The organism is Pseudomonas saudiphocaensis (assembly GCF_000756775.1).
In the GTDB taxonomy this organism is placed as follows: Bacteria; Pseudomonadota; Gammaproteobacteria; order Pseudomonadales; family Pseudomonadaceae; genus Stutzerimonas; species Stutzerimonas saudiphocaensis.
The window spans coordinates 3,311,197-3,334,947 of sequence record NZ_CCSF01000001.1 but is presented as its reverse complement, the minus strand read 5'-3'; the positions used below and the strand labels follow the sequence as shown (position 1 = coordinate 3,334,947).

General features: G+C 61.5%; 29 protein-coding genes. 12 read left to right on the top strand and 17 right to left on the bottom strand.

The genetic code is table 11. From position 1 onward, the window contains the following. Positions 1-53 precede the first annotated feature (53 nt). Positions 54-920, bottom strand: a complete 867-nt coding sequence (gene rsmI / locus BN1079_RS15525) for a 16S rRNA (cytidine(1402)-2'-O)-methyltransferase (RefSeq protein WP_037026003.1) — start codon at positions 918-920, stop codon at positions 54-56. A gap of 121 nt (positions 921-1,041) precedes the next feature. Between rsmI and BN1079_RS15520 the strand changes: the two genes are divergently transcribed. The 4 genes from BN1079_RS15520 (at position 1,042) to BN1079_RS15505 (ending at position 4,458) form a co-directional block, all read left to right on the top strand. After that, positions 1,042-2,826, top strand: coding sequence for a penicillin-binding protein activator (locus tag BN1079_RS15520; protein ID WP_081950839.1), 1,785 nt, complete (start codon positions 1,042-1,044; stop codon positions 2,824-2,826). Beyond that, positions 2,813-3,181, top strand: a complete 369-nt coding sequence (locus BN1079_RS15515) for a YraN family protein (RefSeq protein WP_037026001.1) — start codon at positions 2,813-2,815, stop codon at positions 3,179-3,181. Before BN1079_RS15520 ends, BN1079_RS15515 begins: the two co-directional genes overlap by 14 nt. Before the next feature lie 108 nt (positions 3,182-3,289). Continuing rightward, entirely contained in the window at positions 3,290-3,883 is a 594-nt protein-coding gene (locus tag BN1079_RS15510) for a phosphoheptose isomerase (protein WP_037026000.1), read from the top strand. Further along, positions 3,880-4,458 carry a BON domain-containing protein gene (locus BN1079_RS15505; protein ID WP_037025998.1) on the top strand — a complete coding sequence of 193 codons (579 nt, stop codon included), beginning with the start codon at positions 3,880-3,882 and terminating at the stop codon, positions 4,456-4,458. Before BN1079_RS15510 ends, BN1079_RS15505 begins: the two co-directional genes overlap by 4 nt. Before the next feature lie 81 nt (positions 4,459-4,539). Here the strand turns inward: BN1079_RS15505 and BN1079_RS15500 are convergent, their stop codons facing one another. From BN1079_RS15500 to rplM, 7 genes are all read right to left on the bottom strand, one after another. Continuing rightward, positions 4,540-4,950: a ClpXP protease specificity-enhancing factor gene (locus BN1079_RS15500; protein WP_037025996.1), complete on the bottom strand. Its 411-nt coding sequence runs from the start codon at positions 4,948-4,950 to the stop codon at positions 4,540-4,542. 138 nt (positions 4,951-5,088) lie between these two features. Continuing rightward, a complete protein-coding gene (locus BN1079_RS15495) occupies positions 5,089-5,706 on the bottom strand; it encodes a glutathione S-transferase N-terminal domain-containing protein (RefSeq protein ID WP_037025995.1) in 618 nt (205 codons plus the stop codon). Positions 5,707-5,793: 87 nt separating this feature from the next. After that, on the bottom strand, positions 5,794-6,603 hold the full coding sequence (locus tag BN1079_RS15490; protein WP_037025994.1) for a cytochrome c1: 810 nt from the start codon (positions 6,601-6,603) through the stop codon (positions 5,794-5,796). Continuing rightward, positions 6,603-7,814, bottom strand: a complete 1,212-nt coding sequence (locus BN1079_RS15485) for a cytochrome b (RefSeq protein ID WP_037025993.1) — start codon at positions 7,812-7,814, stop codon at positions 6,603-6,605. Before BN1079_RS15485 ends, BN1079_RS15490 begins: the two co-directional genes overlap by 1 nt. Then, on the bottom strand, positions 7,814-8,407 hold the full coding sequence (gene petA / locus BN1079_RS15480) for a ubiquinol-cytochrome c reductase iron-sulfur subunit (protein ID WP_037025991.1): 594 nt from the start codon (positions 8,405-8,407) through the stop codon (positions 7,814-7,816). The genes BN1079_RS15485 and petA overlap by 1 nt, the downstream gene beginning before the upstream one ends. 251 nt (positions 8,408-8,658) lie before the next feature. Further along, positions 8,659-9,051 (bottom strand): 30S ribosomal protein S9, encoded by a 393-nt coding sequence (gene rpsI / locus BN1079_RS15475; protein ID WP_037025990.1) that lies wholly within the window; start codon positions 9,049-9,051, stop codon positions 8,659-8,661. 14 nt (positions 9,052-9,065) lie between these two features. Further along, a complete protein-coding gene (gene rplM / locus BN1079_RS15470) occupies positions 9,066-9,494 on the bottom strand; it encodes a 50S ribosomal protein L13 (protein ID WP_037025989.1) in 429 nt (142 codons plus the stop codon). Between the two features lie 405 nt (positions 9,495-9,899). On the opposite strand from rplM, the gene BN1079_RS15465 reads away from it, so the two are divergent. Beyond that, positions 9,900-10,577: an energy-coupling factor ABC transporter permease gene (locus BN1079_RS15465; protein WP_037025988.1), complete on the top strand. Its 678-nt coding sequence runs from the start codon at positions 9,900-9,902 to the stop codon at positions 10,575-10,577. 15 nt (positions 10,578-10,592) lie between these two features. On the opposite strand, the gene yacG is transcribed toward BN1079_RS15465, so the two are convergent. The 3 genes from yacG to mdtD all read right to left on the bottom strand — a co-directional run bounded on the left by yacG (position 10,593) and on the right by mdtD (position 12,910). Continuing rightward, positions 10,593-10,790: a DNA gyrase inhibitor YacG gene (gene yacG, locus BN1079_RS15460; protein WP_037025987.1), complete on the bottom strand. Its 198-nt coding sequence runs from the start codon at positions 10,788-10,790 to the stop codon at positions 10,593-10,595. Then, positions 10,787-11,395 (bottom strand): dephospho-CoA kinase, encoded by a 609-nt coding sequence (gene coaE, locus BN1079_RS15455; RefSeq protein WP_037025986.1) that lies wholly within the window; start codon positions 11,393-11,395, stop codon positions 10,787-10,789. Before coaE ends, yacG begins: the two co-directional genes overlap by 4 nt. A gap of 102 nt (positions 11,396-11,497) precedes the next feature. After that, complete coding sequence (gene mdtD, locus BN1079_RS15450) at positions 11,498-12,910, bottom strand: multidrug transporter subunit MdtD (RefSeq protein WP_037025984.1); 1,413 nt, start codon at positions 12,908-12,910, stop codon at positions 11,498-11,500. A gap of 260 nt (positions 12,911-13,170) precedes the next feature. On the opposite strand from mdtD, the gene BN1079_RS15445 reads away from it, so the two are divergent. Together BN1079_RS15445 and BN1079_RS15440 are read left to right on the top strand one after the other, a co-directional pair. Then, positions 13,171-13,848: a Crp/Fnr family transcriptional regulator gene (locus tag BN1079_RS15445; protein ID WP_037025982.1), complete on the top strand. Its 678-nt coding sequence runs from the start codon at positions 13,171-13,173 to the stop codon at positions 13,846-13,848. Positions 13,849-13,945: 97 nt separating this feature from the next. Next, positions 13,946-14,344 carry a putative zinc-binding protein gene (locus tag BN1079_RS15440; RefSeq protein ID WP_037027010.1) on the top strand — a complete coding sequence of 133 codons (399 nt, stop codon included), beginning with the start codon at positions 13,946-13,948 and terminating at the stop codon, positions 14,342-14,344. 103 nt (positions 14,345-14,447) lie between these two features. On the opposite strand, the gene ubiT is transcribed toward BN1079_RS15440, so the two are convergent. From ubiT to norR, 5 genes are all read right to left on the bottom strand, one after another. Beyond that, positions 14,448-14,942 (bottom strand): ubiquinone anaerobic biosynthesis accessory factor UbiT, encoded by a 495-nt coding sequence (gene ubiT / locus BN1079_RS15435; protein ID WP_037025981.1) that lies wholly within the window; start codon positions 14,940-14,942, stop codon positions 14,448-14,450. After that, positions 14,936-15,826, bottom strand: a complete 891-nt coding sequence (locus tag BN1079_RS15430) for a U32 family peptidase (RefSeq protein ID WP_037025980.1) — start codon at positions 15,824-15,826, stop codon at positions 14,936-14,938. Before BN1079_RS15430 ends, ubiT begins: the two co-directional genes overlap by 7 nt. A 14-nt stretch (positions 15,827-15,840) precedes the next feature. Further along, on the bottom strand, positions 15,841-16,836 hold the full coding sequence (gene ubiU / locus BN1079_RS15425) for a ubiquinone anaerobic biosynthesis protein UbiU (protein WP_037025979.1): 996 nt from the start codon (positions 16,834-16,836) through the stop codon (positions 15,841-15,843). Between the two features lie 159 nt (positions 16,837-16,995). Further along, positions 16,996-17,205, bottom strand: coding sequence for a hypothetical protein (locus tag BN1079_RS15420; protein WP_037025978.1), 210 nt, complete (start codon positions 17,203-17,205; stop codon positions 16,996-16,998). A 100-nt stretch (positions 17,206-17,305) separates the two neighbouring features. Next, a complete protein-coding gene (gene norR, locus BN1079_RS15415; RefSeq protein ID WP_052114498.1) occupies positions 17,306-18,838 on the bottom strand; it encodes a nitric oxide reductase transcriptional regulator NorR in 1,533 nt (510 codons plus the stop codon). A gap of 138 nt (positions 18,839-18,976) precedes the next feature. On the opposite strand from norR, the gene ytfE reads away from it, so the two are divergent. The 5 genes from ytfE to BN1079_RS15390 all read left to right on the top strand — a co-directional run bounded on the left by ytfE (position 18,977) and on the right by BN1079_RS15390 (position 22,370). Next, on the top strand, positions 18,977-19,648 hold the full coding sequence (ytfE, locus tag BN1079_RS15410; protein WP_037025977.1) for an iron-sulfur cluster repair protein YtfE: 672 nt from the start codon (positions 18,977-18,979) through the stop codon (positions 19,646-19,648). A 46-nt stretch (positions 19,649-19,694) separates the two neighbouring features. Next, positions 19,695-20,207 (top strand): hypothetical protein, encoded by a 513-nt coding sequence (locus tag BN1079_RS15405; protein ID WP_037025976.1) that lies wholly within the window; start codon positions 19,695-19,697, stop codon positions 20,205-20,207. Positions 20,208-20,418: 211 nt separating this feature from the next. Then, the gene (locus BN1079_RS15400; protein WP_037025975.1) at positions 20,419-21,099 is read left to right on the top strand and encodes a Crp/Fnr family transcriptional regulator; all 681 of its coding nucleotides are present in this window, start codon (positions 20,419-20,421) and stop codon (positions 21,097-21,099) included. 99 nt (positions 21,100-21,198) lie between these two features. Beyond that, positions 21,199-21,393: a hypothetical protein gene (locus BN1079_RS15395; RefSeq protein ID WP_037025973.1), complete on the top strand. Its 195-nt coding sequence runs from the start codon at positions 21,199-21,201 to the stop codon at positions 21,391-21,393. Positions 21,394-21,509: 116 nt separating this feature from the next. Next, positions 21,510-22,370 (top strand): LysR family transcriptional regulator, encoded by an 861-nt coding sequence (locus tag BN1079_RS15390; RefSeq protein WP_037025971.1) that lies wholly within the window; start codon positions 21,510-21,512, stop codon positions 22,368-22,370. A 28-nt stretch (positions 22,371-22,398) separates the two neighbouring features. Here BN1079_RS15390 and BN1079_RS15385 read toward each other — a convergent pair whose 3' ends face one another. Continuing rightward, the gene (locus tag BN1079_RS15385) at positions 22,399-23,538 is read right to left on the bottom strand and encodes an HPP family protein (protein WP_037027007.1); all 1,140 of its coding nucleotides are present in this window, start codon (positions 23,536-23,538) and stop codon (positions 22,399-22,401) included. Positions 23,539-23,751: the final 213 nt, after the last annotated feature.

The following is a 23,751-nucleotide window of genomic DNA, read 5'->3' as shown; positions in this document are numbered from 1 at the left end:
CAAGCCAGAAGCTTCATGCAAAGCCCACCATATTGCTTTGCTGAAGGCGAAGCTCAGCCCTGGCGAGTCAGTGCTACTTGATAAAGAAGATTCTTTCGCACCCCGGTGATTTCTGCGGCCAGCGCTGCGGCGCGCTTGAGCGGCATCTCCGCCAGCAGCAGATCCAGCACGCGCAATGCCTCGCTGCTCACTGCGTCATCACCCTCTGGCGCCTGCCAGCCACCAACTATTAATACGCATTCGCCGCGCTGCTGATTGCTGTCAGCCTCGACCCAGGCGCGCAACTCCCCCAGCGGCGAGCCCTTGAGCGTCTCGAAAGTCTTGGTCAGCTCACGCCCTAGCAGCGCAGGCCGATCGCCACCGAAGACCGCCTCCAGGTCCTGCAAGCACTCCAGAATGCGATGGGGCGCCTCGTAAAAGATCAGGGTTCGCGGCTCTTCTCGAAGATGCTCCAGCCGCGCACGACGCGCGCCCTGCTTCGCAGGCAAAAAACCCTCAAAGATGAAACGATCTGAGGGCAGCCCCGCTGCGCAAAGCGCTGCGACCAATGCGCAAGCGCCCGGCACCGGCACGACGCGCACACCCGCAGCCCGCGCCTGCTTCACCAGGTGATAGCCGGGGTCGGAAATCAGCGGCGTCCCGGCATCGGACACCAGAGCGACATCGTCCCCAGCCAGCAGGCGTCCGATAAAGCGTCCGCCCTCGTCCCGCTCATTGTGCTCGTGACAGGCCGCCAATGGCGTAGCAATGCCGAAGTGCTGCATGAGCCGCGCCGAGTGCCGGGTGTCTTCCGCAGCTATCAGGCTCACCTCGCGCAACACTCGCAGCGCCCGCGCACTGATGTCTTCGAGGTTCCCGATGGGCGTGGCAACTACATAGAGCACGCCTGCGCTGGAATTCACGGCATCTGATGCAGTCACAGTGCGTACCTCAGGTCTCGAAAACGAGCATTGTAACGCTATTGACGGCCAGAACATCGCAGCACCAACGGGGCTTGGGTACAATCGGCCGTTCTTTGCCAGCGTTTCCAGGAATGATCACATGATGGCCCGCTTACGTCCGTTTCTCTTGATCTGCATTGCCGTCATCCTGTCGGCCTGTGCCAGCTCGCCCGAATCCACTCTCGGTGAACTGCCTCGCACACCCCAGGCTTCGGCCCAGCAGCTGTTGCAAGAAGCCGACGCCAGCGACCCGGCCAAGGCCGCACTACTACGCCTTTCCGCCGCCGACCAGAGCATTCGCCAGGGCAACCTCGACCAGGCCCGCGCAATCATGGAGCAGATTGCCATCGAGCAACTGCCGCCAGCACAACAGATCTTCGCCAGCACTTTGAACGCTGAGCTGGCACTCGCCGCCAACGACCCACAGCGTGCGCTGCAGGCCCTGCAACATCCTGCGTTCGAGCGCCTTGCAGAATTGCCGGTCGATCAGCAATTGCGCAGCCAGTTGGCCCGCGCACAAGCATTCGAAGCCGCGGACCAGCCTCTTGCGGCAGCCCGCGAGCGGACCTTCATCGCGCCCCTGCTGAGCGGTGACGCCGCATCGGAGAACCACCAGAAGATCTGGTCACTGGTATCGAGTCTGCCGAGCAGCCAGCTGCAACCCGTTGCCGACCAGGACCTGTCCGGCTGGCTGTCGCTGGCAGCGGCACTCAAACAATCCGCTACGCTGGCTCAACAGCAACAAGCCATCGACAACTGGGTGCAGCAGAACCCAGGCCACCCTGCAGCACTACAACTGCCTGATGCGCTGGTAGCACTGCGCGAACTGGCTGATCGCCCACTGTCACATATCGCTCTCCTACTGCCCATGGACGGTCCGCTGGCCAGTGTCGCCCGCGCCCTGCGAGACGGTTTTCTGGCCGCCCACCTGGAGGCAGGCCAAGACCTGAAAATCGAGCTGTTCGACAGCACTCGCATCTCCTCCATGGACGCCTTCTACCAGCAGGCCGCAGCCTCTGGCGTCGAGCTGGTGGTAGGCCCGCTGGACAAGGCGCTGGTGCGCCAACTGGCTGACCGGGAACAGCTCCCGATCACTACCCTGGCGCTCAACTACAGCGATGCAGATCAAAATCAGCCACCGCAATTGTTTCAGTTCGGCCTGGCTGCCGAGGACGAAGCACGTGAAGTGGCACGCCGCGCCTGGGACGACGGCCATCGCAGTGCCATCGCCCTGACCCCTCGCGGCGAATGGGGCAATCGCGTACTGGATGCCTTCCGTCGTCAATGGCAGGAACTGGGCGGCACGCTGCTTGCCGCCGAGCCACTGGCTGAACCCGTCGCCCTTGCCAATCAGATCGCCGACCTGCTCCATGTGCGCAGCGGCGGCAGCTCCAGCAGCAGCCTGCAAGAACAGCCCACACGCCGCCAGGACGTCGACTTCCTGTTTCTTGCCGCCACCCCGCAGCAGGCCCAGCAGGTCAAACCCACCCTGATCTTCCAGTACGCCGGCGACCTTCCGGTATACGCCACCTCCCACCTGCATGCCGCAACGGACAATCGCAGCCAGTACCTGGACCTTGAAGGCATTCGTTTCACCGAAACGCCCTGGCTGCTGGATTCCCACCTTCCCCTGCGCCAACAGATCGAAAGCAAATGGCCACAAGCACGCGGCAGCCTCGGGCGACTCTATGCCATGGGCGCCGACGCCTATCTGCTGGCGCCCCGCTTGAATCAGCTGCTGGCACTTCCAGAAACACAACTGGACGGCCTCTCCGGAACATTGAGCCTGACACCCGGACAGCGAATCGAGCGTCGCCTTCCGTGGGCCGAGTTCCGCGACGGCAGCGTCCAGCCCCTCGGGGAAACGCAGCTTGAGCAGTACTGAGAGCCAGACCAGCGGGCGCCAGGCAGAAGACCGGGCGCTCCGTCATCTGGAGCAGCACGGCCTGCGTCTGTTAAAGCGCAACTGGCTGTGCCGTAGCGGCGAGCTTGATCTAGTCATGCTCGATGGCGATACAGTAGTATTCATCGAAGTTCGCTACAGACGGCACAGCGCCTGGGGTGGCGCCCTGGAAAGCATCGACAGACGCAAGCAAGAGAAGCTGGTTCGCGCAGCTCAGCTGTTTCTGCAGAAAGAAAGCCGCTGGTCCAACCATCCATGCCGCTTCGATGCGGTAGCAATCGAAGCGTCCAGCAATACAGTCACACCCAACTGGATCCGCAATGCGTTCGAAGCCTGACAATCTGCTTGCCAGCTACGCGCCGCCAACGCAGATAGCCTTAGTCCCGATTCAACTCGGCCCCGTCATGGCATACGCCCAGTCCGACACTTGAAGGTCAACATACCGATGGATATGCAATCCCGTATACGTCAGCTTTTTCAGGCCAGCATCGAAACCAAGCAGCAAGCGATGAACGTGCTCGCGCCGACTATCGAGCAGGCTGGCCAGGTGATGGTCAACGCGCTTCTCAGCGAGGGCAAGATCCTCACTTGCGGTAACGGTGGCTCGGCCGGCGACGCCCAGCACTTCTCCTCGGAGCTGCTCAACCGTTTCGAACGCGAACGCCCGAGCCTTCCGGCGATAGCCCTGACCACCGACAGCTCCACGCTGACATCCATCGCCAACGACTACAGCTATAACGAAGTCTTCTCCAAGCAGATCCGCGCTCTCGGCCAACCGGGTGACGTGCTATTGGCAATCTCTACCAGCGGCAACTCTGCAAACGTGATTCAGGCTATCCAGGCCGCCCACGACCGCGAGATGCTGGTGGTCGCTCTTACCGGCCGCGATGGCGGCGGCATGGCCTCGCTACTGCTGCCCGAGGATGTCGAGATTCGTGTACCGGCCAAGGTCACTGCGCGCATTCAGGAAGTTCACCTGCTCGCCATCCACTGCCTGTGCGACCTGATCGACAACCAGCTGTTCGGGAGTGAAGAATGAAACCACTGCGTCCCCATCTGTTCGCACTCGCCTTGTGCGTCGCTGCCAGCGGCTGCAGCTCGGTGCTGACCGCCACCCGCGACGGCCCCATTGACGACAACCGGGGCACCCGCACCATCGGCAGCAAAATCGACGACTCGCTGATCGAAACCAAGGCTGCAGTGAACATCGCCAAAGCCCATCCGGACCTGGGCAACGCCTCGCACATTGTCGTGGCCAGTTACAACGGCGTGGTACTGCTCGCAGGCCAGACGCCGCGCAGCGAACTGAAGCAGGCTGCCGAACAGGCTGCCAGCTCGGTTCAGCGCGTCAAGCGTGTGCATAACGAACTGCAAGTGCTGCAGCCTTCGTCCGCCCTGGCGCGTAGCAACGATTCCTGGCTGACCACCAAAATCAAAGCCCAGATGCTGGCCAATCAGGACGTTCCCGGTTCGCGCATCAAGGTCATCACGGAAAACGGCATCGTCTACCTGCTGGGGCTCGTCACCCGCCAGGAAGGCAACCGCGCGACAAGCGTGGTGCAGAGCGTTTCCGGCGTACAGCGCATCGTCAAGCTGTTCGAATACATCGATTAAGCAGAGGCCGGGCCGCACTACTGGCCAGCCAGACTGGCTGGTTGTGCGGCCGGCAGAGTCTCTGTCAGCGCCTGACTTTCCTTACTTGACGACTTTCAAACTGGGCCGCCCTGCCGATGCCGGACGCGGCGCGCTACCGGCTTCCGGAGCAGAAGCGCCGTCATCAGGCGTATCGTCGGAAGGCGAATCGATCTCGAATACCATTCCCTGGCCATTTTCCCGGGCGTAGATCGCCATGACTGCCGCAGCCGGCACATACAGGCTATGCGGTACGCCGCCGAAGCGACTCTCGAAGCTGATCGCCTCATTATCCATCTGCAGATTGCGCACAGCACTTGGAGACACGTTCAGTACGATCTGACCATCACTGGCGTAGCCCGCCGGCACCTGGACCCCGGGATATTCGACGTCCACCAGCAGATGGGGCGTACAGTCGTTGTCGACCATCCACTCATAAAGCGCTCGAACCAAGTAGGGACGGCTTGAATTCATGACTACCTCTCCTGGCAGGCCGCTGTAAAGCGACCTGCATTGGCGATGCTGTTGACAACAGGCTTGGCAAGCCACCCTGCAAGGCCAAGCGCCCACTGATCGCTGCCTTGGTGTTACCTGCCGCGCCTGACCGTTCTATTAGCGCATGTTGCGTTCAACAGAGGACAGACTGGCCTGGAAGGCCTCGCGGGCAAAGTTGACTTCCATATAGTCGAGCAATGGCTTGGCAGCCGGCGGCAGCTCTATTCCCAGCGCAGGTAGACGCCAGAGAATCGGCAGCAGGCAGCAATCCACCAGGCTGATCTCATCGCTCATGAAATAAGCCTTCTCGGCAAAAATCGGAGAAACTCCGGTCAGGCTTTCACGCAACTCCTTGCGCGCCTGCTCCCGTGCCTTTTCGGTGCTTTTCCGATCAGTCACGATATCCACCAGCGCACACCAGTCACGCTGAATACGATGCACCAGCAGCCGGGTGTTTGCCCTTGCCACAGGATAGACCGGAAGTAGCGGAGGGTGCGGATAACGCTCCTCCAGGTACTCGGTGATCACACCTGGCTCGTACAGCGCGAGATCACGATCCACCAGCGTCGGAACGCTGGCGTATGGATTCACCTCGCTCAACTTGTCTGGGCAGAATCCGGGTTCCACATCGACTATTTCGACGCTTACCCCCTTCTCAGCCAATACGTAACGCACCCGATGCGAATAATGATCGGCGGGATCGGAATAGCAGACCATTCGATTGGTCGCAGCCATAGCGCCCTCCTGATGGGATTTCATATATGCAGAAAAACGCACGCGCCCAATAGGGCGCGCGCGGGCTTACAACGGAACAGCGGAGGATCAGTGAACGTCTTTCCAGTACTCACGCTTGAGCAGGTAAGCGAACACGAAGAAGACCGCCAGGAACAACAGCACATAAGTGCCGATGCGCTGGCTTTCCAGCTTGACCGGGTTTGCCGAGTAAGCCAGGAAGGTTACCAGATTCTTGATCTTCTCGTCGTACTCGGCCTCGGTCAGCTCGCCGCTACCCGGAACCACTGTCAGTTGCTCACAGTCTTCATGGGTGATCGGCGTGCCGGTCAGAGGATCAAACTGCTTGCGACCATTCTCGACAACCTGGACCTGCTTGCAGGCCACCGACTCGCCTTCCGGCAGCGTGCTCGGCAGAACCTGAAGGCCCTGCAGCGGCGCCAGCACGTGCGGCATGCCCACGTTCGGGAACACCGTATTGTTGAAGCCGTAGGGGCGCGAAGGATCTACATAGAAGCCACGCATGTAGGAGTACAGCCAGTCAGTGCCACGCACTCGCGCAACCAGGGTCAAGTCCGGCGGAGCTGCGCCGAACCAGGCCTTGGCATCATCAGGCGTCATGCCGATCTTCATGTGGTCGCCGATCTTGGCATCGCTGAAGACGATGTTGTCCATCATCACTTCTTCAGGAATGCCCAGGTCCGTAGCCACGCGCTCGTAACGCTGGTACTGCGCGCTATGGCAACCCATGCAGTAGTTGGCGAAGGTCTGCAGGCCGTCCTGCAGGGCAGCCTTGTCGGTCAGGTCGATATCGACCTTGTCCAGGGCAACACTGGGGCCGGCGGCGAAGCCGAATGCCGGCACCAATGCAAGAATCAATGCAGCAAATTGCTTTTTCATCAGCCATCCACCCTTTGCGGAACTACTTTGGTCTTCTCGAGCTTGGTGTAGAACGGCATCAGGAAGAAGTACGCGAAATAGATGATCGTACAGATCCGCGACACCAGGGTCCGCTCGGGAGTCGGAGCCAGCACACCCAGCACGCCGAGGATGATGAAGGAGATGCAGAACAGGATCAGCGCGATCTTGCTCATCCAGCCCTTGTAGCGCATGGACTTGACCGGGCTACGGTCCAGCCAGGGCAGCACGAACAGCACGGCGATGGCGGCACCCATGGCGATCACGCCCATCAGCTTGTCCGGAACCGCGCGCAGGATGGCGTAGTAAGGGGTGAAATACCAGACAGGCGCGATGTGCTCAGGTGTCTTGAACGGGTTCGCCGCTTCGAAGTTCGGCTTCTCCAGGAAGTAACCGCCCATTTCCGGGAAGAAGAACACGACCGCGCAGAAGACGAACAGGAACACCACGACGCCGACGATATCCTTCACCGTGTAGTACGGGTGGAAGGGAATGCCGTCCAGCGGTACGCCGTTCTCGTCCTTGTTCTTCTTGATATCGACGCCCAGCGGGTTGTTGGAACCCACTTCGTGCAGCGCCAGGATATGCAGCACGACCAGGCCGAGAATCACGATCGGCAGGGCGATGACGTGCAGCGCGAAGAAGCGGTTCAGGGTAATACCGGAGATCAGGTAGTCACCACGGATCCACTGGGTCAGGTCGTCACCGATGACCGGGATCGCGCCGAACAGCGAAATGATCACCTGGGCGCCCCAGTAGGACATCTGGCCCCAGGGCAGCAGGTAGCCCATGAAGGCTTCGGCCATCAGCGCCAGGTAGATCATCATGCCGAAGATCCACACCAGCTCGCGCGGCTTCTGGTAGGAGCCGTAGAGGATGCCGCGGAACATGTGCAGGTAGACCACGACGAAGAACGCCGAGGCACCCGTGGAGTGCAGGTAGCGCAGGATCCAGCCGTACTCGACATCACGCATGATGTATTCGACGGAGGCGAAGGCGCCTTCGGCGGACGGCTCGAAGCTCATCGTCAGCCAGATGCCGGTGAGGATCTGGTTGACCAGTACTAGCAGGGCCAGGGAGCCGAAGAAGTACAGAACGTTGAAGTTCTTCGGTGCGTAATATTTGCTGAGATGGTCTTCCCACATCTTGGTCGCAGGGAAGCGCGCATCGACCCATTCCATGAACTTGCTCATCACGCGTTCTCCTGGTCAACGCCGATAACGACAACGGAGTCGGTCTCGTACGAATGAGGGGGAACCGGCAGGTTCAAGGGCGCAGGCTGCCCCTTGTAGACGCGGCCAGCCATGTCATATTTCGAGCCATGGCAGGGGCAGAAGTAGCCACCGAGCCAGTCGGCACCCAGATCGGCTGCTGCCACTTCCGGACGGAAAGACGGAGCGCAGCCGAGGTGCGTGCAGAGCCCGACCACGATCAGCAGCTCCGGCTTGATCGAACGAACCTGGGGATCGACATAGGTCGGCTGATCGGACGCTTCGGAGTTGGGGTCGGCGACCGCATCGGTCAGCTTGCCCAGGTTGGCGAGCGCTTCCTCGGTACGGCGCAGGATGAATACCGGCTGCCCGCGCCACTCGGCGACCATTTGCTGGCCCGGCTCGATCTTGCTGATATTCACCTTAACCGGTGCCCCGGCCGCCTTGGCTCTGGCGCTTGGGAACCACGATCCCACAAACGGGACCGCTGCCCCCACCGCTCCTGCAGCACCCACTACCGAAGTAGCGGCTACCAGGAAGCGACGCCGGCCAGCATTCACGCCGTCATTGCTCATTCAGTCGTCTCCCATCAGTTTCTTATGGCCCACCGAAAGCAGGCGTCTACTACGTAAAATCAGGCCGCGAAAAATTCGCCAAATGGTAAAGAAAACCCCCTCATAAGACAAGGCAATAAGCTGTCACAAGCTAGCTGCAAGCCGCTAAAGCCGGGCCTTCGAGCGCGCGACACACTGTCGCATGAGGAAATTTATGCATAAAAAAAGCGCCCAGTTCCGGTAGAAGCTGGGCGCTTTTTTTGAAGCCTTGATTAGCGCTTCGAGTACTGCGGACGCTTACGCGCCTTGCGCAGACCGATTTTCTTACGCTCGACTTCACGGGCATCGCGAGTCACGAAGCCAGCCTTGCGCAGGGTAGGACGAAGAGTCTCGTCGTACTCCATCAGCGCACGGGTGATGCCGTGACGGATCGCGCCAGCCTGACCGCTTACACCGCCGCCGAGAACGGTGACGTATACGTCAAACTTCTCAACGGTTTCGGTCAGCTCAAGCGGCTGACGAACAACCATGCGAGCAGTTTCACGGCCGAAGAAGTTCTCCAGCTCGCGATTGTTGATGGAAATCTTGCCAGTACCGGGGCGCAGAAAAACACGCGCGGTTGCGGTCTTGCGACGGCCAGTGCCGTAATTTTGAGTCGCCGACATAATGAACTATTCCGTTAAATCTTCAGTTCTTGGGGTTGCTGAGCGGCGTGAGGATGGTTGGCACCCTTGTACACCTTCAGCTTACGATACATGTCGCGACCCAGCGGATTCTTGGGCAGCATGCCCTTGACCGCGGTCTCGATCACACGCTCTGGCGCCTTGGCGATCAGCTTCTCGAAGTTGATCGACTTGATGCCACCCGGGAAGCCGGTGTGGGAGTAGTACATCTTGTCGGTGGTTTTGGCACCGGTAACACGCACTTGCTCGGCATTGATAACGACGATGTAGTCGCCGGTATCTACGTGAGGGGTGTATTCCGCCTTGTGCTTGCCACGCAGGCGGCTAGCGATCTCGGTTGCCAGACGACCCAGGGTCTGGCCGGCAGCGTCGACGACGAACCAGTCGCGCTTGACGGTTTCCGGTTTAGCAGTAAAAGTCTTCATTCGTTATAGCCTCAGGGGCCGCCCTGAAAATAAGACGGCGAATCTTACTGAATGGTGCTCGCCCTGGCAAGACCAGGACAGCCGGAAACAGACGCTATCGGGGGCTCGGGTCAGCGCGTCCGCTACGGCAGTGATTTGGCAGGCTAGGCATCCCCTGCACTATTTTTTGCGTCGGCGGGCTAGGCATCCCCGGCGACAGGCTGCGGAATTATCCCGATTACCAGCGAAATAGCAAGCAGCTTCAACTTGCGCCAGGCCAAAAGAGCGGCCTGCTGTCCGATCGGCGCCGCCGATCGACGCCATAGACCTCTTGTTTCCGCGAACCAGCCTTTGCGACATCGGTCTCAACTGCACCGTTATACTGCGCCAGCCATCGCTAACGATCCGCGACGAGGAGAAGCCCGGATGATTGCCGCCGAACTGCTCGCGCCGTCCAGCCTGTTTCTGGGCTGGCTGCTCTACGCAGCAGGGCTCGCTTGGGCCTGTATGCGAGCACCTTGGGTCGAGCTGTTCAGCGATACCCGCCGCCAGCACCTGGTATGCGGCGCAATGCTGGCGATATTCCTGCTCTGGCTGGTTCGACGGGACTTCGACTCCGGCCTGTCCGTGCACTTTATCGGCCTGACTGCAGTGACCTTGCTGCTGGACTGGCCACTGGCGATTCTCGCCGCCTTCGTCGCCCAGCTCGGCCTGACTCTGATCGGCCATCAGCAACTGGCGGCGCTGGGCCTCAACGGGCTACTGCTGGTGCTGATTCCGGTGGGAGTCACGCACCTGTGCGCCCTGCTGGTCGAACGCCTTCAGCCACGCAATCTGTTCATCTATATATTCTTTTCCGGCTTCTTCGCCGCTGGTCTGGCCGCGCTGTTCTGCATCCTGGCCGGGCTTGGCATCCTGCTCTTCGATGGCCGCTATCCGATGCCACCCTGGCTGGACGACTTCGCCGGCTTCATCTGGCTACTGATGTTCCCCGAGGCGTTCATCAACGGCACCGTAGTCAGTGCGCTAGTGGTGTTCTACCCCGACTGGGTGGAAACCTTCAATCGAAGCCGCTACCTGCAGGCGCCCTGGAAGGATGAGTAGCGCCCATCTCGCCCATCAATGCTGACGCGGCGGCACGTCACCCGAGAACAGATCGTCCTCCAGCTCGTCACCTGGGATCACGTGCTCTTCCGCCGCCCAGGCACCCAGATCGATCAGTTTGCAGCGATCCGAGCAGAAAGGTCTGTTCGGGCTCTGCGGCCCCCATTCCACCGGCGCGCCACAGGTTGGACATTCAACTACAGGGGTACTCATTCCCGTCCTCCACGAAGCGTCAGATAAAAATTGTGCAGGCGTTCGACCTCGGCCTTCAGCCAGCCCATGTCACGGTCATTGAGAAGCACATCGTCGGCATGACGCAGGCGCTCTTCCCGGCTGGCCTGGGCCTTGAGGATGGCCCGGATCTGCTCCTCGCTGGCCGTATCGCGCTGCGCGGCGCGCTGCACCTGCAGCGCCTCGGGCACGTCGACCACCAGCACCCGGTCAGTGCGGCGGTACTGACCGGACTCGATCAGCAAGGGTGAAACCATGATCACATAGGGCGAGAGTCCCCGGGCCAGATGCTCGGAAACCTCCAGGTGAATCAGCGGGTGCAGCAATTGTTCGAGCCACTTGCGCTGCTCCGGATCCTGAAAAATCAGTGCCCGCAACGCTGCCCGATCCAGGCTGCCATCGGCCGCCAGAACGCCGTCGCCGAAATGTCGCGCGATCTCCGCCAGCGCCGGCCTGCCGGGCTCCACCACCCAACGCGCCGCGTGGTCGGCGTCCACCCAGTGCACGCCAAGCTCGCCGAATGTTTCTGCCACAGCGCTCTTGCCGCTGCCGATGCCTCCGGTCAGACCCAGCACCCATGGTTTCATCGTAGTCACCCCCGCCCGTAACAGCGCGCAGTAGTAACCGCTCATTTGCGCGGATGCAACACACCGGAGCGGCCAACGCTCTCTCTAATGGGGTTGCCCCTGCTATTCCAGATCCATAAGTCGAGCAGCCATCCTGCTTTTGCTGTCGAGCTGAAAGAACAGCGCGGTGGCCAGCATCGACAGCCCACCAATACAGAGAAAGGTCAGCTGGAAGGCATGCAGCACCGCCTCACCCTCGTTACCGGGCAGCGTGAAACCGCCTAGCAAGGCACCGGCAGCGGCCACGCCCAGACTCATGGAGAGCTGCACAACCACCGACAACAGGCTGTTGCCGCTGCTGGCGTCCTGATAGCTGAGCCCCACCAGGGTGACGGTATTCATTGCGGTGAACTGCATCGAATTGACCATGCCGATCAGGCTCAGCTGCAGCAGCATCAACGCCAGCGGCGTATCGCCATCCACAGTCGCCAGGCTGGCGATCAGACTGCCCAGCAGCAGGGTGTTGCCAATCAGGACACGACGGTAGCCGAGTCGGTCGATCAAGGGATTGGCCAGCGGCTTGACCAGCATCGCACCGAGCGCCAGCGGAACCATCATCATCCCGGCTTGCGCCGGCGAGTAGCCCAGCGCCACCTGTAACAGCAACGGCAACAGAAACGGCAGCGCACCACTGCCCAGGCGCGCAAAAAGGTTGCCAAAGATCCCTACGGCGAAACTGCGGGTACGGAATAGCGCGGGACTGAACAGTGGTTTTTCGATATGCCCGGCACGCAGCCAATAGGCCGCCAGGCAGGCACTGCCTATCACCATCAGCAGCAGCACGCGGGTATGGGCCATATGCATCTCGCCCAGACCTTCCAGTGCAACAGTGATCAGCACCATGGCCGCGCCGAACAGCACGAAGCCGATCAGATCGAAGCGTATCCGCTCGGGGCTCTTCAGGTCAGGCATAAAGCGGTAGGCCACGACGCCGCCCAGCAACCCTACCGGCAGGTTGATCAGGAATATCCAGTGCCAGGAGGCGTACTCCACCAGCCAGCCGCCCAGGGTCGGGCCGATCAGCGGGCCAACCAGCCCCGGCAATGCAATAAAGGTCATCACCCGCACGAATTCGCTACGCGGATAGGCACGCAATACCACCAGCCGCCCGACCGGAAGCATCAGCGCGCCACCCATCCCCTGCAGCACACGGGAGCCCACCAGCTGATCGAGGCTGCTGGAAATGGCACAGAACAGCGAGCCCAGAGTGAACAGCGTGATGGCCAGGCAGAAGATGCGGCGCGTGCCGAAGCGGTCGGCCAACCAGCCAGAAGCCGGGATGAGCAGCGCCACGGTCAGCATGTAGGCGATTACCACACCCTGCATACGCAACGGATTTTCCGCCAGGTCCGCAGCCATCGCCGGCAGTGCGGTATTGAGGATGGTGCCGTCCAGGGTCTGCATAAAGAAGGCGATCGCCACCAGCCAGGGCAATATGCGGGCAGTGCGGGCATCCAGGGAAATGGGTTGCGGCATGAAACTCCCAACATGGACAGGCGCCGACATCTTAGCAGGCTAACGAAGCTGCAATCCCGCAGCCCGAAAACCGCGGTCGAGCGCGGAGAAATCGGCAATACCTTTCGAGACGCGCCCCGGCAGCAACAGTTCCGGCGCCTGGGTGCAGCACGGCTTCGCTACTGCAGGCAATCTTGTCAGCGATCAAGGAGATGTGGTTGCCGAGCCTTTTAGGATGCAGCATCGAACATTCCAGGACTTGTGCCCGGAGGGGAGAAACCATGCTCACCGAAAGATCTCTTGTTGCGGAGCTGCGCCGCCACCATCTGTTCAGCCGGCTTCCTGAAGCGGCCATGCAGGAAGTTTGCGCTTCGGCCAACCTCCGTCGCCTGCCGGCCGGCACGGCACTGTTCCATCAGGGTGACAAGGCCGAGCGGTTCTACTTTCTGTTCAGCGGCCAAGTGAAGCTGCACCGTGTGGTGTGCGACGGCCAGGAAAAGCTGGTGGAGATCATCCGCAGTGGTGAGTCATTCGCCGAAGCGCTGCTATTCACCGGCACGCCCAACTATCCGGTCAGCGCCACGGCTCTCAAGGCCAGTTTGGTAGCGAGCCTGCACGGTGCGCACTACCGGCGCATGCTCGAAGAGCATCCAAGCATTTGCCTGGATATCCTTGCCACGCTGAGCATTCGCCTGCATCAGCGCATGAACGAGATCGACACCCTGACCATGGCCAACGCCAGCCGTCGCGTGGTGCGCTTCCTTTACCAGTCGCAGGACGAGGACAGCGGCGTGGTCACCCTCGACGTACCCAAGCGCCTGATCGCCTCCAAGCTGGGCATCCAGCCCGAGACCTTCTCGCGCATCCTGCATCGCCTGATCGAGTCGGGGATGATCAGTGTCCAGCGCCGGCGCATCGAGATCCTCGACAGCCAGGGCCTGGCTGCCTACCAGGAGTGAGTGCGGCAAAGCGCCACAGCGTTCTTGACGTTTGTCAAAGCTGACCGAACGGGACGGCAACATACTGCTCGACACTTGCACCGAACAGGAGAATCTCATGTCCAAGGTTTCCCACCTACCGCTGGTGTATTCCTGCTCCGGTTGCTCCAATGTGGCTCAACTGGCCAACACCCTTGCGGTGCGCCTTGACCGCGCAGGCCTGGCGGAAATGTCCTGCATCGCCGGTGTCGGCGGCCGGGTCGGATCGCTGGTGAACAAGGCCAACTCCGGGCGCCCGATCCTCGCCATCGACGGCTGCCCGCTGCATTGCGCCCGCGCCTGCCTGGCGCAGCATGGCGTCGTCGCCAATGTGCATATCACGCTCAGCAGCTACGGCCTGCGCAAGCGCTATCGCGAGGACTGCAGCGAGGCCGAAACCCAGGCACTTTTCGAGGACATGAAAAGCATCATCGCCAGCGACCGCATGCAGCCCACGTATCGGCTGCATTCAGTCTGAACACCCTCATGTGATGCGGGCCATGCCCGCGAATAGAACCGCGCCGAGGAACGACCGAGGGGTCCGCTACCTAAGACTGGCTCTTAACGGGCGCATCGCCACTCTATCCAGCTGTAGCCTGAACCCGACCGGCCAGAGCCACCTCTTCTCCTGCGCCTTGCAGCAGCTTCCACATCCAGGGCGGCAGCATGTCCGGGTCGAGGCTGTCGATCAGATTCTTGATCGCGAGCCCCAGCTCGGTATCACCCTCGATCACCAGCCGGCGCCGGAAGAACAGCGTGTCCGGGTCTTCCTGCCGGCTGGCCAGCAGCAAAAACTCGCGCCAGTTTCCGCGGATGGTCACCTGCACCGGCGCCTGCTCGGCAATACGCAGCTTTTTCCGGTCGCAGCTCAGGCACCAGGCCAGCTTGAGGTCAGCCACCTCCAGGCGCATCCAGTTGCCTTCCAGCGCCTCGAAGGCGTCATCGGCCAGCGGCTCGGCAAATATCTGATTGAGGCTTCGTTCCAGCGCAATACGCTGCAGCGTAAAGGGCGTACGCGCCGCCAGCGGCAGCAGGTGCTCACCCAGTTTCAGCAGTTGTGCACGGGGTATCAGCATAATCCGACCTCCTCTGCCCGCAGCATGCCCGGCTGACCATGCCAGTAGCCATTGCAGCCCTCCACCGCCAGCGGCGGCAGCCCGCCCTGGCGCACCGCATCGAACGCTGCGACCACCTCGCTCATGCCCGACGCCCGCGGACTCAGGCGCAGCAGGTCGGCGCCGCTGGCTACCAGCGCCGGGTAGTCGGCCAGCAGATTGCTGACCGACGCCGACATGGTCTGGATACCGTTGATGGTGAACAGCGCCTCGCCCTCCTGACTGAGCAGCGGAATGCCTTCAGGATAGTTTTGGCAGCAGAATTGGCAATCATCCTTGGGACGATTTTCCGCCCGCGCAGTAAAGCAGCGCGCTGAATACGCCAGCGGCAGATGGCCGTAGGCGAAAATCTCGATTTCCGGCAGCGTCACTTCAAGGCTTGCCAACTGCTCGCGGGCACCTTTGATCATCTCGCCCGATATCTCCACCGGCGGCACCCAGCGGCACATGCCGCTTTTCACCAGCTCAGCCAGGGCGTGGCCGTTGTAGAGATTCAATGCCGGGCCGCCGACAAAGGGCAGACGCCTTTCCGACAGATAATGCACCGCCCCCATGTCGTTGGCTTCGACCAGCAGCTCGCCGTTGTCACACAGGCGCTTGAGGCCGGACAACTCCGAAGCAGCCTCGATCAGAGTCAGCCCGGAGAGCACGATCTGCGCCGAGGAAGCCTGGGACAGCTCCCGGCCCAGGCCGATCCAGTCATCCAGACCCATGTCACGGCGTTTGGAACAGACCGTTTCGCCCAGATAAATGACATCCAGCGGCAGGCTGGCCATGTCGGCGTAGAAGTTCAGCGTCTGTTGGCGATCCCAATAGAACAACACGGGGCCGAGACTGAGTTTCATGGTTGGCTCCTCGTTCATTGCCAGGCCCGGTGATAGGCGCCCAAGGTGGTTTGCGAGCCCTCGGACAGGCCGTCCAGCACGTCGCGCCAGCCCGGCTGCACGGCATAACGCTGCGGCGCCTGCAGGTAGGCATCCAGCGCCGCGCGCCAGACGCGAGTGACCTGCTCAACATAGGCCGGGCTGCGCTGGCGCCCTTCGATCTTCATTGCGGTGACGCCGATGGACGCCAGCTCTGGAATCAGATCCAGGGTATTGAGGCTGGTCGGCTCTTCCAGCGCATGAAAGCGCTGACCGTTGACCATGAAGCGCCCCTTGCACAGGGTCGGATAACCGGCCGACTCGCCCTCGGCGTAGCGGTCGATCAGCACCTCGTTCAGGCGCGAAGTCAGCCCTTCCGGCTCTTCGCTCCAGCGCACCGCCTTCGCCGGCGAGCAGACTCCACAGAGATTCGGCGACTCGCCAGTCAGATAGGACGATAGGTGGCAGCGGCCTTCGGCCATGATGCACAGGCTGCCGAAGGCGAAGACCTCGATGGGCACCGGGCTGCTCGTCGCGACTTGCTTGACCTGTTTGAGCGACAGTACACGGGGCAGGACGGCGCGCTTGATGTTGTAGCGCTGCTGATAGAAAGCCAGCGCCGCCGCATTGGTGGCCGAGCCCTGCACGGACAGATGAAGGTTGAGCTGCGGATGGCGCTGACTGGCATAGGCGAGCACGCCGGGATCGGCTGCGATCAGCGCATCCAGACCCATGTCAGCCGCCTGATCGACCGCCCGTTGCCAACGTTTCCAGCCGTCGGGCTGGGCGTAGGTATTGACCGCGACATACAGCTGCCGGCCCTTCTCGCGGACCAGCTGCAAACCCTTGTCGAGCTGCTTGTCATCCATATTCAGCCCGGCAAAGTGACGGGCGTTGGTGTCATCCTTAAAGCCGACATAGATGGCGTCGGCGCCCTGCTGGACCGCAGCCTTCAGCGCGGGCAGGCTTCCTGCCGGACAGACCAGATGCATGGGCAACTCCTAGACAATCGGAGCCTGCGGGCCGCATTGATGCGGCAGCGAGTTTCCGGGGCTGATAGGAAAAATCAGCCGGCAGTCTAGGGAGATGCCCAGCGGGCAACATTGATAAACATCAAGGGGAGGAAGGCGTTCAAGGCTGCCCTCCTCCGCCTACACGCCTTCATCCCCCTGAAACTCCTCAGTCGCACGAGCAACCATCTGTCGCCAGCTGCCTGACTCCTCGGCCAGCAGGCGCATGGCTTTAAGGCTGGCCTCAAAGGCTGCGCGATAATGCAGCGGCTGGTTTTCACTGACCGCAAGGTCCGCATGGGTTTGCGCCTGCGTTAACAGCGCTTCGAATTCCTGCTGATCCAGAGCCATGGCCTGTCCTCGTCTTGTTCTGTATGGACTGTAGACTCTCCCACGCCCCTGCCCATTCCAAACAAGCGATATAAGGCGTTCCGCCTTCAGCAAACCACCGTCATTTGAGCTTTAGCCGCCGTGCCAGCTTGTGCAGGTTGCTTGAGTCCACATCCAGCAGCCGCGCAGCCTGCGCCCAGTTCTCACCCGTGACCTCAAGTGCCCGGATGATGGCCTGGCGCTGGCTGGCATCGACTGTCTCGCGCAGCGGAACAACCTCGGCGGCATCTGGCACCGGCGCTTCGACCACCGGGGCCTCCTGGGACAGATGCGAGCTGTCCAGATCCAGCATGTCGGGCTCCAGCGTAAGAATCTCGCTGCGCGACGCTCCACGACTGAGCAGTCGCAGCGCCGCGCGGCTGATCACGTGCTCCAGCTCGCGCACGTTGCCCGGCCAGGCATAGGCCAGCAGCGCACGCTCTGCCGCCGGCGACAGACGCATGCTGCGCAGGCCCAGGCGTGCGCGGTTCAGTTCAAGAAAATAGCCGGCGAGGAGAAGCACATCATTGCCGCGCTCACGCAACGGCGGAATCGGCGCCGGATAGACCGACAAGCGATGATAGAGATCAGCGCGGAAATTCCCATCGCGGACGCTTTCGCGCAGATTGCGATTGGTGGCAGCGATAATCCGCACATCCACCTGACGCGGCTTATCCGCACCCAGCCGCTGGATTTCACCATTTTGCAGGGCCCGCAACAGCTTCGCCTGCACGGTCAGTGGCAGCTCACCGACTTCGTCGAGCACCAGCGTGCCGCCATTGGCCGCGTCGAAACGCCCTGGTCGGTCCGTGGTGGCACCGGAAAACGCGCCCTTCACATGACCGAACAACTCGCTCTCGGCCAGGGACTCGGGCAACGCCGCGCAGTTGACCAGTACCAGCGGCTTGTTGCGCCGCCGCGAGTGGCGGTGCAACCAGCGCGCGAACAGCTCTTTGCCGACACCGGTTTCACCCAGCAACAGCACCGGTAGTTCGGAGTCGGCCACGACCTCCAGCTCGCGCAGCAACTCGGCAATGACCTCACTCTGCCCCAGGATCTCGCCATCGGTTGGCACTCTGGCGGCTTCCAGCACATCACTGCGCGCCAGCCGCAGGCTGCGGTTTTCGTGCTCGAGCCGCGTCATGCGCACCGCTGCCTCGATCACCAGCGTATAGCGCTGCAGATCGCGCCGGGTATCGTCATCGAAGGTTCCGGCATGCAGCGCATCGAGCGTCAGCGCGCCCCACAGCCGGCCCTCGACATACAGACTGACGCCCATGCAGTCGTGAACCGGCAGCGGCGTCCCCACATGCTCATCGAGCAGGCCGTCATAGGGGTCAGGCAGGCGGCTGTCAGGCTCGAACCAGGTCGGTTCACGCTGCGCCAGAATCGCCGCCAGGCGGGGATGCTGAGCGACCACGAAGCGCCGCCCGAGGGCCTCTTGCACCAGCCCGACAGCCGCCAGGGGCCGCAAGGTGTCCTCGTCAAGTCGCAACAGCACCACCGCGCCGCACTGAAACCGCTGGTGCAGGGTATGTACCAGCCGTTGCAAACGAACCGCGCTGGGCAGTTCAGTGACGAAATCGGCAAGCAAGGCTTCAAGCATGGTCTTCATTACCCTCAAAGGTTTTTTGCACCCTAAACCGCTTCGGTACTTTTCACCATCTGTATTTTTTATTCCTTCTAAAACAATCAGTTATGCATGGCACAGGGATTGCGATGATCAGGCCAAACTTCAACATGGAAGCCTCCTATGACCTCTGCACTGACCGAGCAAACCCTGGGCAACCTGGCCTGCGCCATTCCCGGCGCGACCCGCATCTTTCGTCAATACAAGCTGGATTTCTGCTGTGGCGGCAATACCAGCCTGGAGGAAGCCGCGCGGCAACGTGATCTCGACGCCCAGGCGATTGCCGCCGAGCTGGCTATGCTCAACCGCAGCTCCGACAGCGAGCCCGACTGGCGCAACGAACCGACAGGCGTGCTGATCGAGTACCTCCTCGAACGCTTCCACGAGCGCCACCGCGAGCAACTCCCCGAGCTGATCCGCCTGGCCAACCGCGTGGAGCACGTGCACGGCGCCAAACCAGGCTGCCCGCTCGGCCTCGCCGAACATCTGTGGACCATGCAGCAGGAACTGGAAAGCCATATGCTCAAGGAAGAACAGGTCCTCTTCCCCATGTTGCAGCGCGGCATGGAAGTCCCGCAGAGCCACGGCCCAATTGCCGTCATGCGTTACGAGCATGACCAGCACGGCGCCGCACTGGCCAAGCTGGCCGCGCTGACCAACGACATCACGCCACCGGCCAATGCCTGTAATACCTGGCGCGCGCTGTACCGGGGTCTGGAAGAACTGCGGGACGACCTGATGCAGCACATTCACTTGGAGAACAACATCCTGTTCCTGAGAGGCGCGGCACAGTGAGCCCGCGAACCAGGCCGTGCGCACCATGTGAGAAACCGGAGGCGATATGAAAGCAGTCATCCAACCTTTGGCCTGGGGCCTGGCATTGGCCTCGATCCTGGCGCTGGCCAGCGGCGTCGCGCTGGATGTGGTCGTCAGCCCGGCACAGGCTGAATCAAGCCATCACCACCATGCCAGCCACGCCACTGCCGTACCGGCGGCAAACGGCGAGCAGTGGCCGACCGACGCCCCGCTGCGCGAAGGCATGACGCGCCTGCAGCGCAGCGTCGAAGCGGCAATGGCCGGCGATCCGGCACGCTCCCTGAGCGACGCCGAAGTCATTCAGCTGCAAAAGGATGTCGAAACCCACATCTCGTACCTGATCGAGAACTGCCAGTTGCCCGAGCAGGCCGACGCCGCGCTGCATCTGCTGTTGACCGACCTGCTGAAGGGCGCCGAAGCACTCTCTGAACCGGAACAGCGTGAACAGGGCATCCAGCGGGTTCTCGAAGGCCTGCATCGATACCCCGAGTTGTTCGCAGCTCCACACTGGAGTGAATCTCACGAGCCCGCCATCTGAGCCGTGCTCCCAACCCGATTCAGGCCGTGCTGCGACACCACGACATGCCGGCCTGAATCAATAAAACACCGGCACGCTTGAGCTAATCTCCAATGAGCAAACGCGTGCCAACAGCTCAAAGTGAGCCAGAGATTTAACGCTCGTCCGCGAGCCAGCCGCCACGACAAAAACTGTCTGCGCGGACCTACTATTAGAAAACAGGATGCCTTGCATGGTGCTTCATCGCGTACACAACCAGATCCTTCGCAGCCACCATCTGTTCGAGCCGCTCAACGATGAGCAGATGGATGAGCTGATGAGCGCAAGCCAACTGCTCAACCTGGACAAGGGCGACAATCTGTTCCACCAGGGCGAGCCGGCGCACTCCTTCTATTTCGTCATCTCCGGAGCCATCAAGATCTATCGACTGACGCCCGATGGACAGGAGAAGGTCTTCGAGGTGATCGGCAATCGGCAGACCTTTGCCGAAGCCATGATGCTGATGGATACGCCCAACTATGTGGCCTCGGCGCAGGCCGTCTGCCCGTCGCAGGTTTACCGTTTTTCCAACACCGCCTACATGCGCCTGCTGGAGGCCAACCAGCGGTTGGCCTTCGCTCTGCTCGGCAAACTGAGCGTGCGCCTGCACCAGCGCATCAATGAAATCGAAACGCTGTCGCTGAAGAACGCCACCCACCGGGTGGTGCGCTATCTGATGACACAATTGGCGCGCAACAATGGCGACAACAACTTCGAGTTGCCGATGGCCAAGCAGCTGATCGCAGGCCATCTGTCGATCCAGCCGGAAACCTTTTCCCGCATCATCCGCCGCTTGATCGATGAAGGCGTCATCACCCAGGACGGCCGCCAGATCACCATCCTTGATCCCCAGCGGCTCGAACAGTTCGAGTGATTCCCGGCAGCTGGCCGGCGTTGCGATGCGGTTGATTGGCGTCAACCGCAATTACAGAGCCGGCATGGCAAGCTGGTAGCGTTAGCTAAGGACACCGCCATGCCCAAGTGCCTGTACTGCCAGCAAGACAATCCGCCCAATGACGCCGAGTGCGGTACCTGCGGCATGCCGCTGCCAGAGCATGCCCACCGCGCACCGCAGCGCCGCCAGCGGCGCTTTATGTGGTTCTGCATCGGCCTCACCGTATTCTGCTTTGCGATGATGCTGTGGCTGCCCCGCGGCACTATTGGCTAGCAGCTTTCAGACCTATCGCAAGCCTTCGCTGAAGCGCTGCCGGCGTCTAACTTTCTCGTCCTGGGAGTATCATTTAAACTCCGTCTATATCAATTTTTTCAATACGAGCTGCTCATATGGATATCGATCTCGCCCGTACCTTTCTCGAGATCATTCGCAGCGGCAGCTTTATCGCCACCGCCGAGCGCATGCACATCACTCAGACGGCCGTCACCGCTCGCGTGCGCAGCCTTGAATTGCAGCTCGGTTGTCGCCTGTTCACCCGCAACCGCGCCGGCGCACGACTGACCAGCGATGGCGAGCGATTCGTCGCCTATGCCACGCAACTGGTGCAGACCTGGGAAACCGCCAAGCGCGACCTGCCCCTGCCCCGCGGCTACGACAAGCTGCTATCGCTCGGCGCCGAAGTGAGCCTGAGCAACCCGCTGATGCTCGCCTGGGTACAGCGCCTGCGCCAGGCGCTGCCCGAGCATGCCCTGCGCAGTGATGTGGCCGGTGACAACGAGCTGCTGAAGAAGCTCGAACTCGGCGCCCTGGATGCCGTGCTGGTTCATCAGCCGGCCTACTGGCCGGCGTTGCAGGTCGAACAGGTGCTCGAAGAGAAGTTGATTCAGGTCGAGCATGCCGGCAACCCCGAGCCGTACATCTATGTGGACTGGGGTCCGGCCTTTCGTGAGCGGCACGACCTTGCCCTGCCGGGCAATATGCGTTCTGCGCTGTCCTTCAGCCTGGGGCCGCTGGCGCTGCAGTACCTGGTTCAATGCGGGGGTCGCGGCTACTTCCGCACCCGCGTGGTCCAGCGCTATCTGGATGACGGCACCCTCAAGCGGGTCGAGCAGGCGCCGGAATTCAGCTACCCGATCTACTTGGTCTATGCCCGTGCGGCGCAGTCGCCGACCTTGGCCCGCGCCATCGAACTGCTGCACGAAGTGGCCGGGGACGATTACGACTGGTCGCGCTGGAACTACGAGTTCTGAGCATCGCCGTCGCCAGCCTTGGGCGCGATCAGTCAGGCAGGTGCTTGAGCCAGTTCCGGTAAAGCGCGGCGATCAGATCGGTCTGGGTGATCATGCCGACCAGGCGCTGCTGCTCGTCGACCACCGGCAGGCAGTGCAGCCCCTGGTCGGAAAGCAGAAACACCAGGTCGACCATGTGCGCATGCTCAGGCACCGACACCACCGGGCTGCTCATGACCGCGCCGAGATGGACCCCGCGCAGAAACTTCAACTGACCAAATTTCAGCCGCGCCGAGGCCGGCCGGAAATGCTTGAGCAAATCGACCAGGGTCACGATCCCGACCAGCTTGCGGCTGTCGCCTTCAAGCACCGGCAGGGAATGCAAACGATGCTCGCGCAGCGTCTGCCAGGCACGCTGGATGGTGCAGCCGGGCGTGCTCCAGTACAGGTCACGGGACATGATGTCGGCTGCGGTGATCTCGCCCATGCTGCGTCGCAGCGCATGCTTCTCGGTCTGTTTGATCAAGAGCGCCAGATCATCACGGGTGACGTTCACATATTCACCGAAGTCCTCCAGCGCCCGCTCCACGTCATCCTCGGTAAAGCTCATGCGCTCGCTGGGCAGCGGGTCCCGGGTGTTATGGATATTGCCCTTGCGTGGCCTGGCCTTGGGATAGGCATGCCCGGTCAGGTTGTTATAGAGCAGCGCAACCGCCACCAATAGAAACGAGTTGAAGGCCACCGGATAAAGCAAGGCAAACCCGGCGGCATGGATCTGCGGGCCGCCCACCACCGCCACCAGCGCCAGAGCCGCGCCCGGCGGATGCAGGCAGCGCAGACCGTAGAGGAAGGCAATGACCAGGCCTGCGGCTAAGCCTGCCGCAACGACCACGGGGATGCCGCTGGCCCCCAGGGCCACGCCAATCAAGGTAGCGGTCAGATTGCCGGTGATCACCGCCCACGGCTGAGCGAAGGGGCTCGACGGAGCGACGAACAGCAACACGGCAGTGGCCGCGGCGGGTGCCGCCAACGGCAGCATTACGGATAAACCGAAAACCCAGGCGCTGAGCGACATTACCAGCGCCAGCGCTACGCCTATACCTACCGAGGCGCGTAGCCACTCGATAGGCCGGGCAATCAGGGGTTCGGGCACAAAGGATCGACACCAGTCGAAGAGGCGTTCGTGCATGAATTCAACTTTGAAGGACAATTTAAGAGGGTGTAACTCGTGGGAAAAGTGTCCTTCCGTGGACAGCGTACTCACAACGCTCAAGACCCGGCTGGGGCGAGGAGCTGACACGCCAGCCAAAGGACGCAGCGATTATCGACACCGACGGCACTATGCGCCAATGAATAGTACTGCTCGTTAACAGCAATATTATTGATAAAAGCAGCTGCGGCT

What these genes read in the sequence shown, in the direction of transcription:
- BN1079_RS15390 (WP_037025971.1), top strand. Translation starts at nt 21,510, where the DNA reads ATGGATATCGATCTCGCCCGTACCTTTCTCGAGATCATTCGCAGCGGC.
- BN1079_RS15405 (WP_037025976.1), top strand. Translation starts at nt 19,695, where the DNA reads ATGAAAGCAGTCATCCAACCTTTGGCCTGGGGCCTGGCATTGGCCTCG.
- BN1079_RS15400 (WP_037025975.1), top strand. Translation starts at nt 20,419, where the DNA reads ATGGTGCTTCATCGCGTACACAACCAGATCCTTCGCAGCCACCATCTG.
- ubiT (WP_037025981.1), bottom strand. Translation starts at nt 14,942, where the DNA reads ATGCTGATACCCCGTGCACAACTGCTGAAACTGGGTGAGCACCTGCTG.
- BN1079_RS15510 (WP_037026000.1), top strand. Translation starts at nt 3,290, where the DNA reads ATGGATATGCAATCCCGTATACGTCAGCTTTTTCAGGCCAGCATCGAA.
- BN1079_RS15440 (WP_037027010.1), top strand. Translation starts at nt 13,946, where the DNA reads ATGTCCAAGGTTTCCCACCTACCGCTGGTGTATTCCTGCTCCGGTTGC.
- yacG (WP_037025987.1), bottom strand. Translation starts at nt 10,790, where the DNA reads ATGAGTACCCCTGTAGTTGAATGTCCAACCTGTGGCGCGCCGGTGGAA.
- BN1079_RS15385 (WP_037027007.1), bottom strand. Translation starts at nt 23,538, where the DNA reads ATGCACGAACGCCTCTTCGACTGGTGTCGATCCTTTGTGCCCGAACCC.
- BN1079_RS15395 (WP_037025973.1), top strand. Translation starts at nt 21,199, where the DNA reads ATGCCCAAGTGCCTGTACTGCCAGCAAGACAATCCGCCCAATGACGCC.
- BN1079_RS15505 (WP_037025998.1), top strand. Translation starts at nt 3,880, where the DNA reads ATGAAACCACTGCGTCCCCATCTGTTCGCACTCGCCTTGTGCGTCGCT.
- mdtD (WP_037025984.1), bottom strand. Translation starts at nt 12,910, where the DNA reads ATGCCGCAACCCATTTCCCTGGATGCCCGCACTGCCCGCATATTGCCC.
- rplM (WP_037025989.1), bottom strand. Translation starts at nt 9,494, where the DNA reads ATGAAGACTTTTACTGCTAAACCGGAAACCGTCAAGCGCGACTGGTTC.
- BN1079_RS15485 (WP_037025993.1), bottom strand. Translation starts at nt 7,814, where the DNA reads ATGAGCAAGTTCATGGAATGGGTCGATGCGCGCTTCCCTGCGACCAAG.
- ytfE (WP_037025977.1), top strand. Translation starts at nt 18,977, where the DNA reads ATGACCTCTGCACTGACCGAGCAAACCCTGGGCAACCTGGCCTGCGCC.
- BN1079_RS15465 (WP_037025988.1), top strand. Translation starts at nt 9,900, where the DNA reads ATGATTGCCGCCGAACTGCTCGCGCCGTCCAGCCTGTTTCTGGGCTGG.
- BN1079_RS15500 (WP_037025996.1), bottom strand. Translation starts at nt 4,950, where the DNA reads ATGAATTCAAGCCGTCCCTACTTGGTTCGAGCGCTTTATGAGTGGATG.
- ubiU (WP_037025979.1), bottom strand. Translation starts at nt 16,836, where the DNA reads ATGCATCTGGTCTGTCCGGCAGGAAGCCTGCCCGCGCTGAAGGCTGCG.
- BN1079_RS15445 (WP_037025982.1), top strand. Translation starts at nt 13,171, where the DNA reads ATGCTCACCGAAAGATCTCTTGTTGCGGAGCTGCGCCGCCACCATCTG.
- BN1079_RS15495 (WP_037025995.1), bottom strand. Translation starts at nt 5,706, where the DNA reads ATGGCTGCGACCAATCGAATGGTCTGCTATTCCGATCCCGCCGATCAT.
- coaE (WP_037025986.1), bottom strand. Translation starts at nt 11,395, where the DNA reads ATGAAACCATGGGTGCTGGGTCTGACCGGAGGCATCGGCAGCGGCAAG.
- BN1079_RS15490 (WP_037025994.1), bottom strand. Translation starts at nt 6,603, where the DNA reads ATGAAAAAGCAATTTGCTGCATTGATTCTTGCATTGGTGCCGGCATTC.
- petA (WP_037025991.1), bottom strand. Translation starts at nt 8,407, where the DNA reads ATGAGCAATGACGGCGTGAATGCTGGCCGGCGTCGCTTCCTGGTAGCC.
- BN1079_RS15420 (WP_037025978.1), bottom strand. Translation starts at nt 17,205, where the DNA reads ATGGCTCTGGATCAGCAGGAATTCGAAGCGCTGTTAACGCAGGCGCAA.
- BN1079_RS15430 (WP_037025980.1), bottom strand. Translation starts at nt 15,826, where the DNA reads ATGAAACTCAGTCTCGGCCCCGTGTTGTTCTATTGGGATCGCCAACAG.
- BN1079_RS15520 (WP_081950839.1), top strand. Translation starts at nt 1,042, where the DNA reads ATGATGGCCCGCTTACGTCCGTTTCTCTTGATCTGCATTGCCGTCATC.
- norR (WP_052114498.1), bottom strand. Translation starts at nt 18,838, where the DNA reads ATGAAGACCATGCTTGAAGCCTTGCTTGCCGATTTCGTCACTGAACTG.
- rpsI (WP_037025990.1), bottom strand. Translation starts at nt 9,051, where the DNA reads ATGTCGGCGACTCAAAATTACGGCACTGGCCGTCGCAAGACCGCAACC.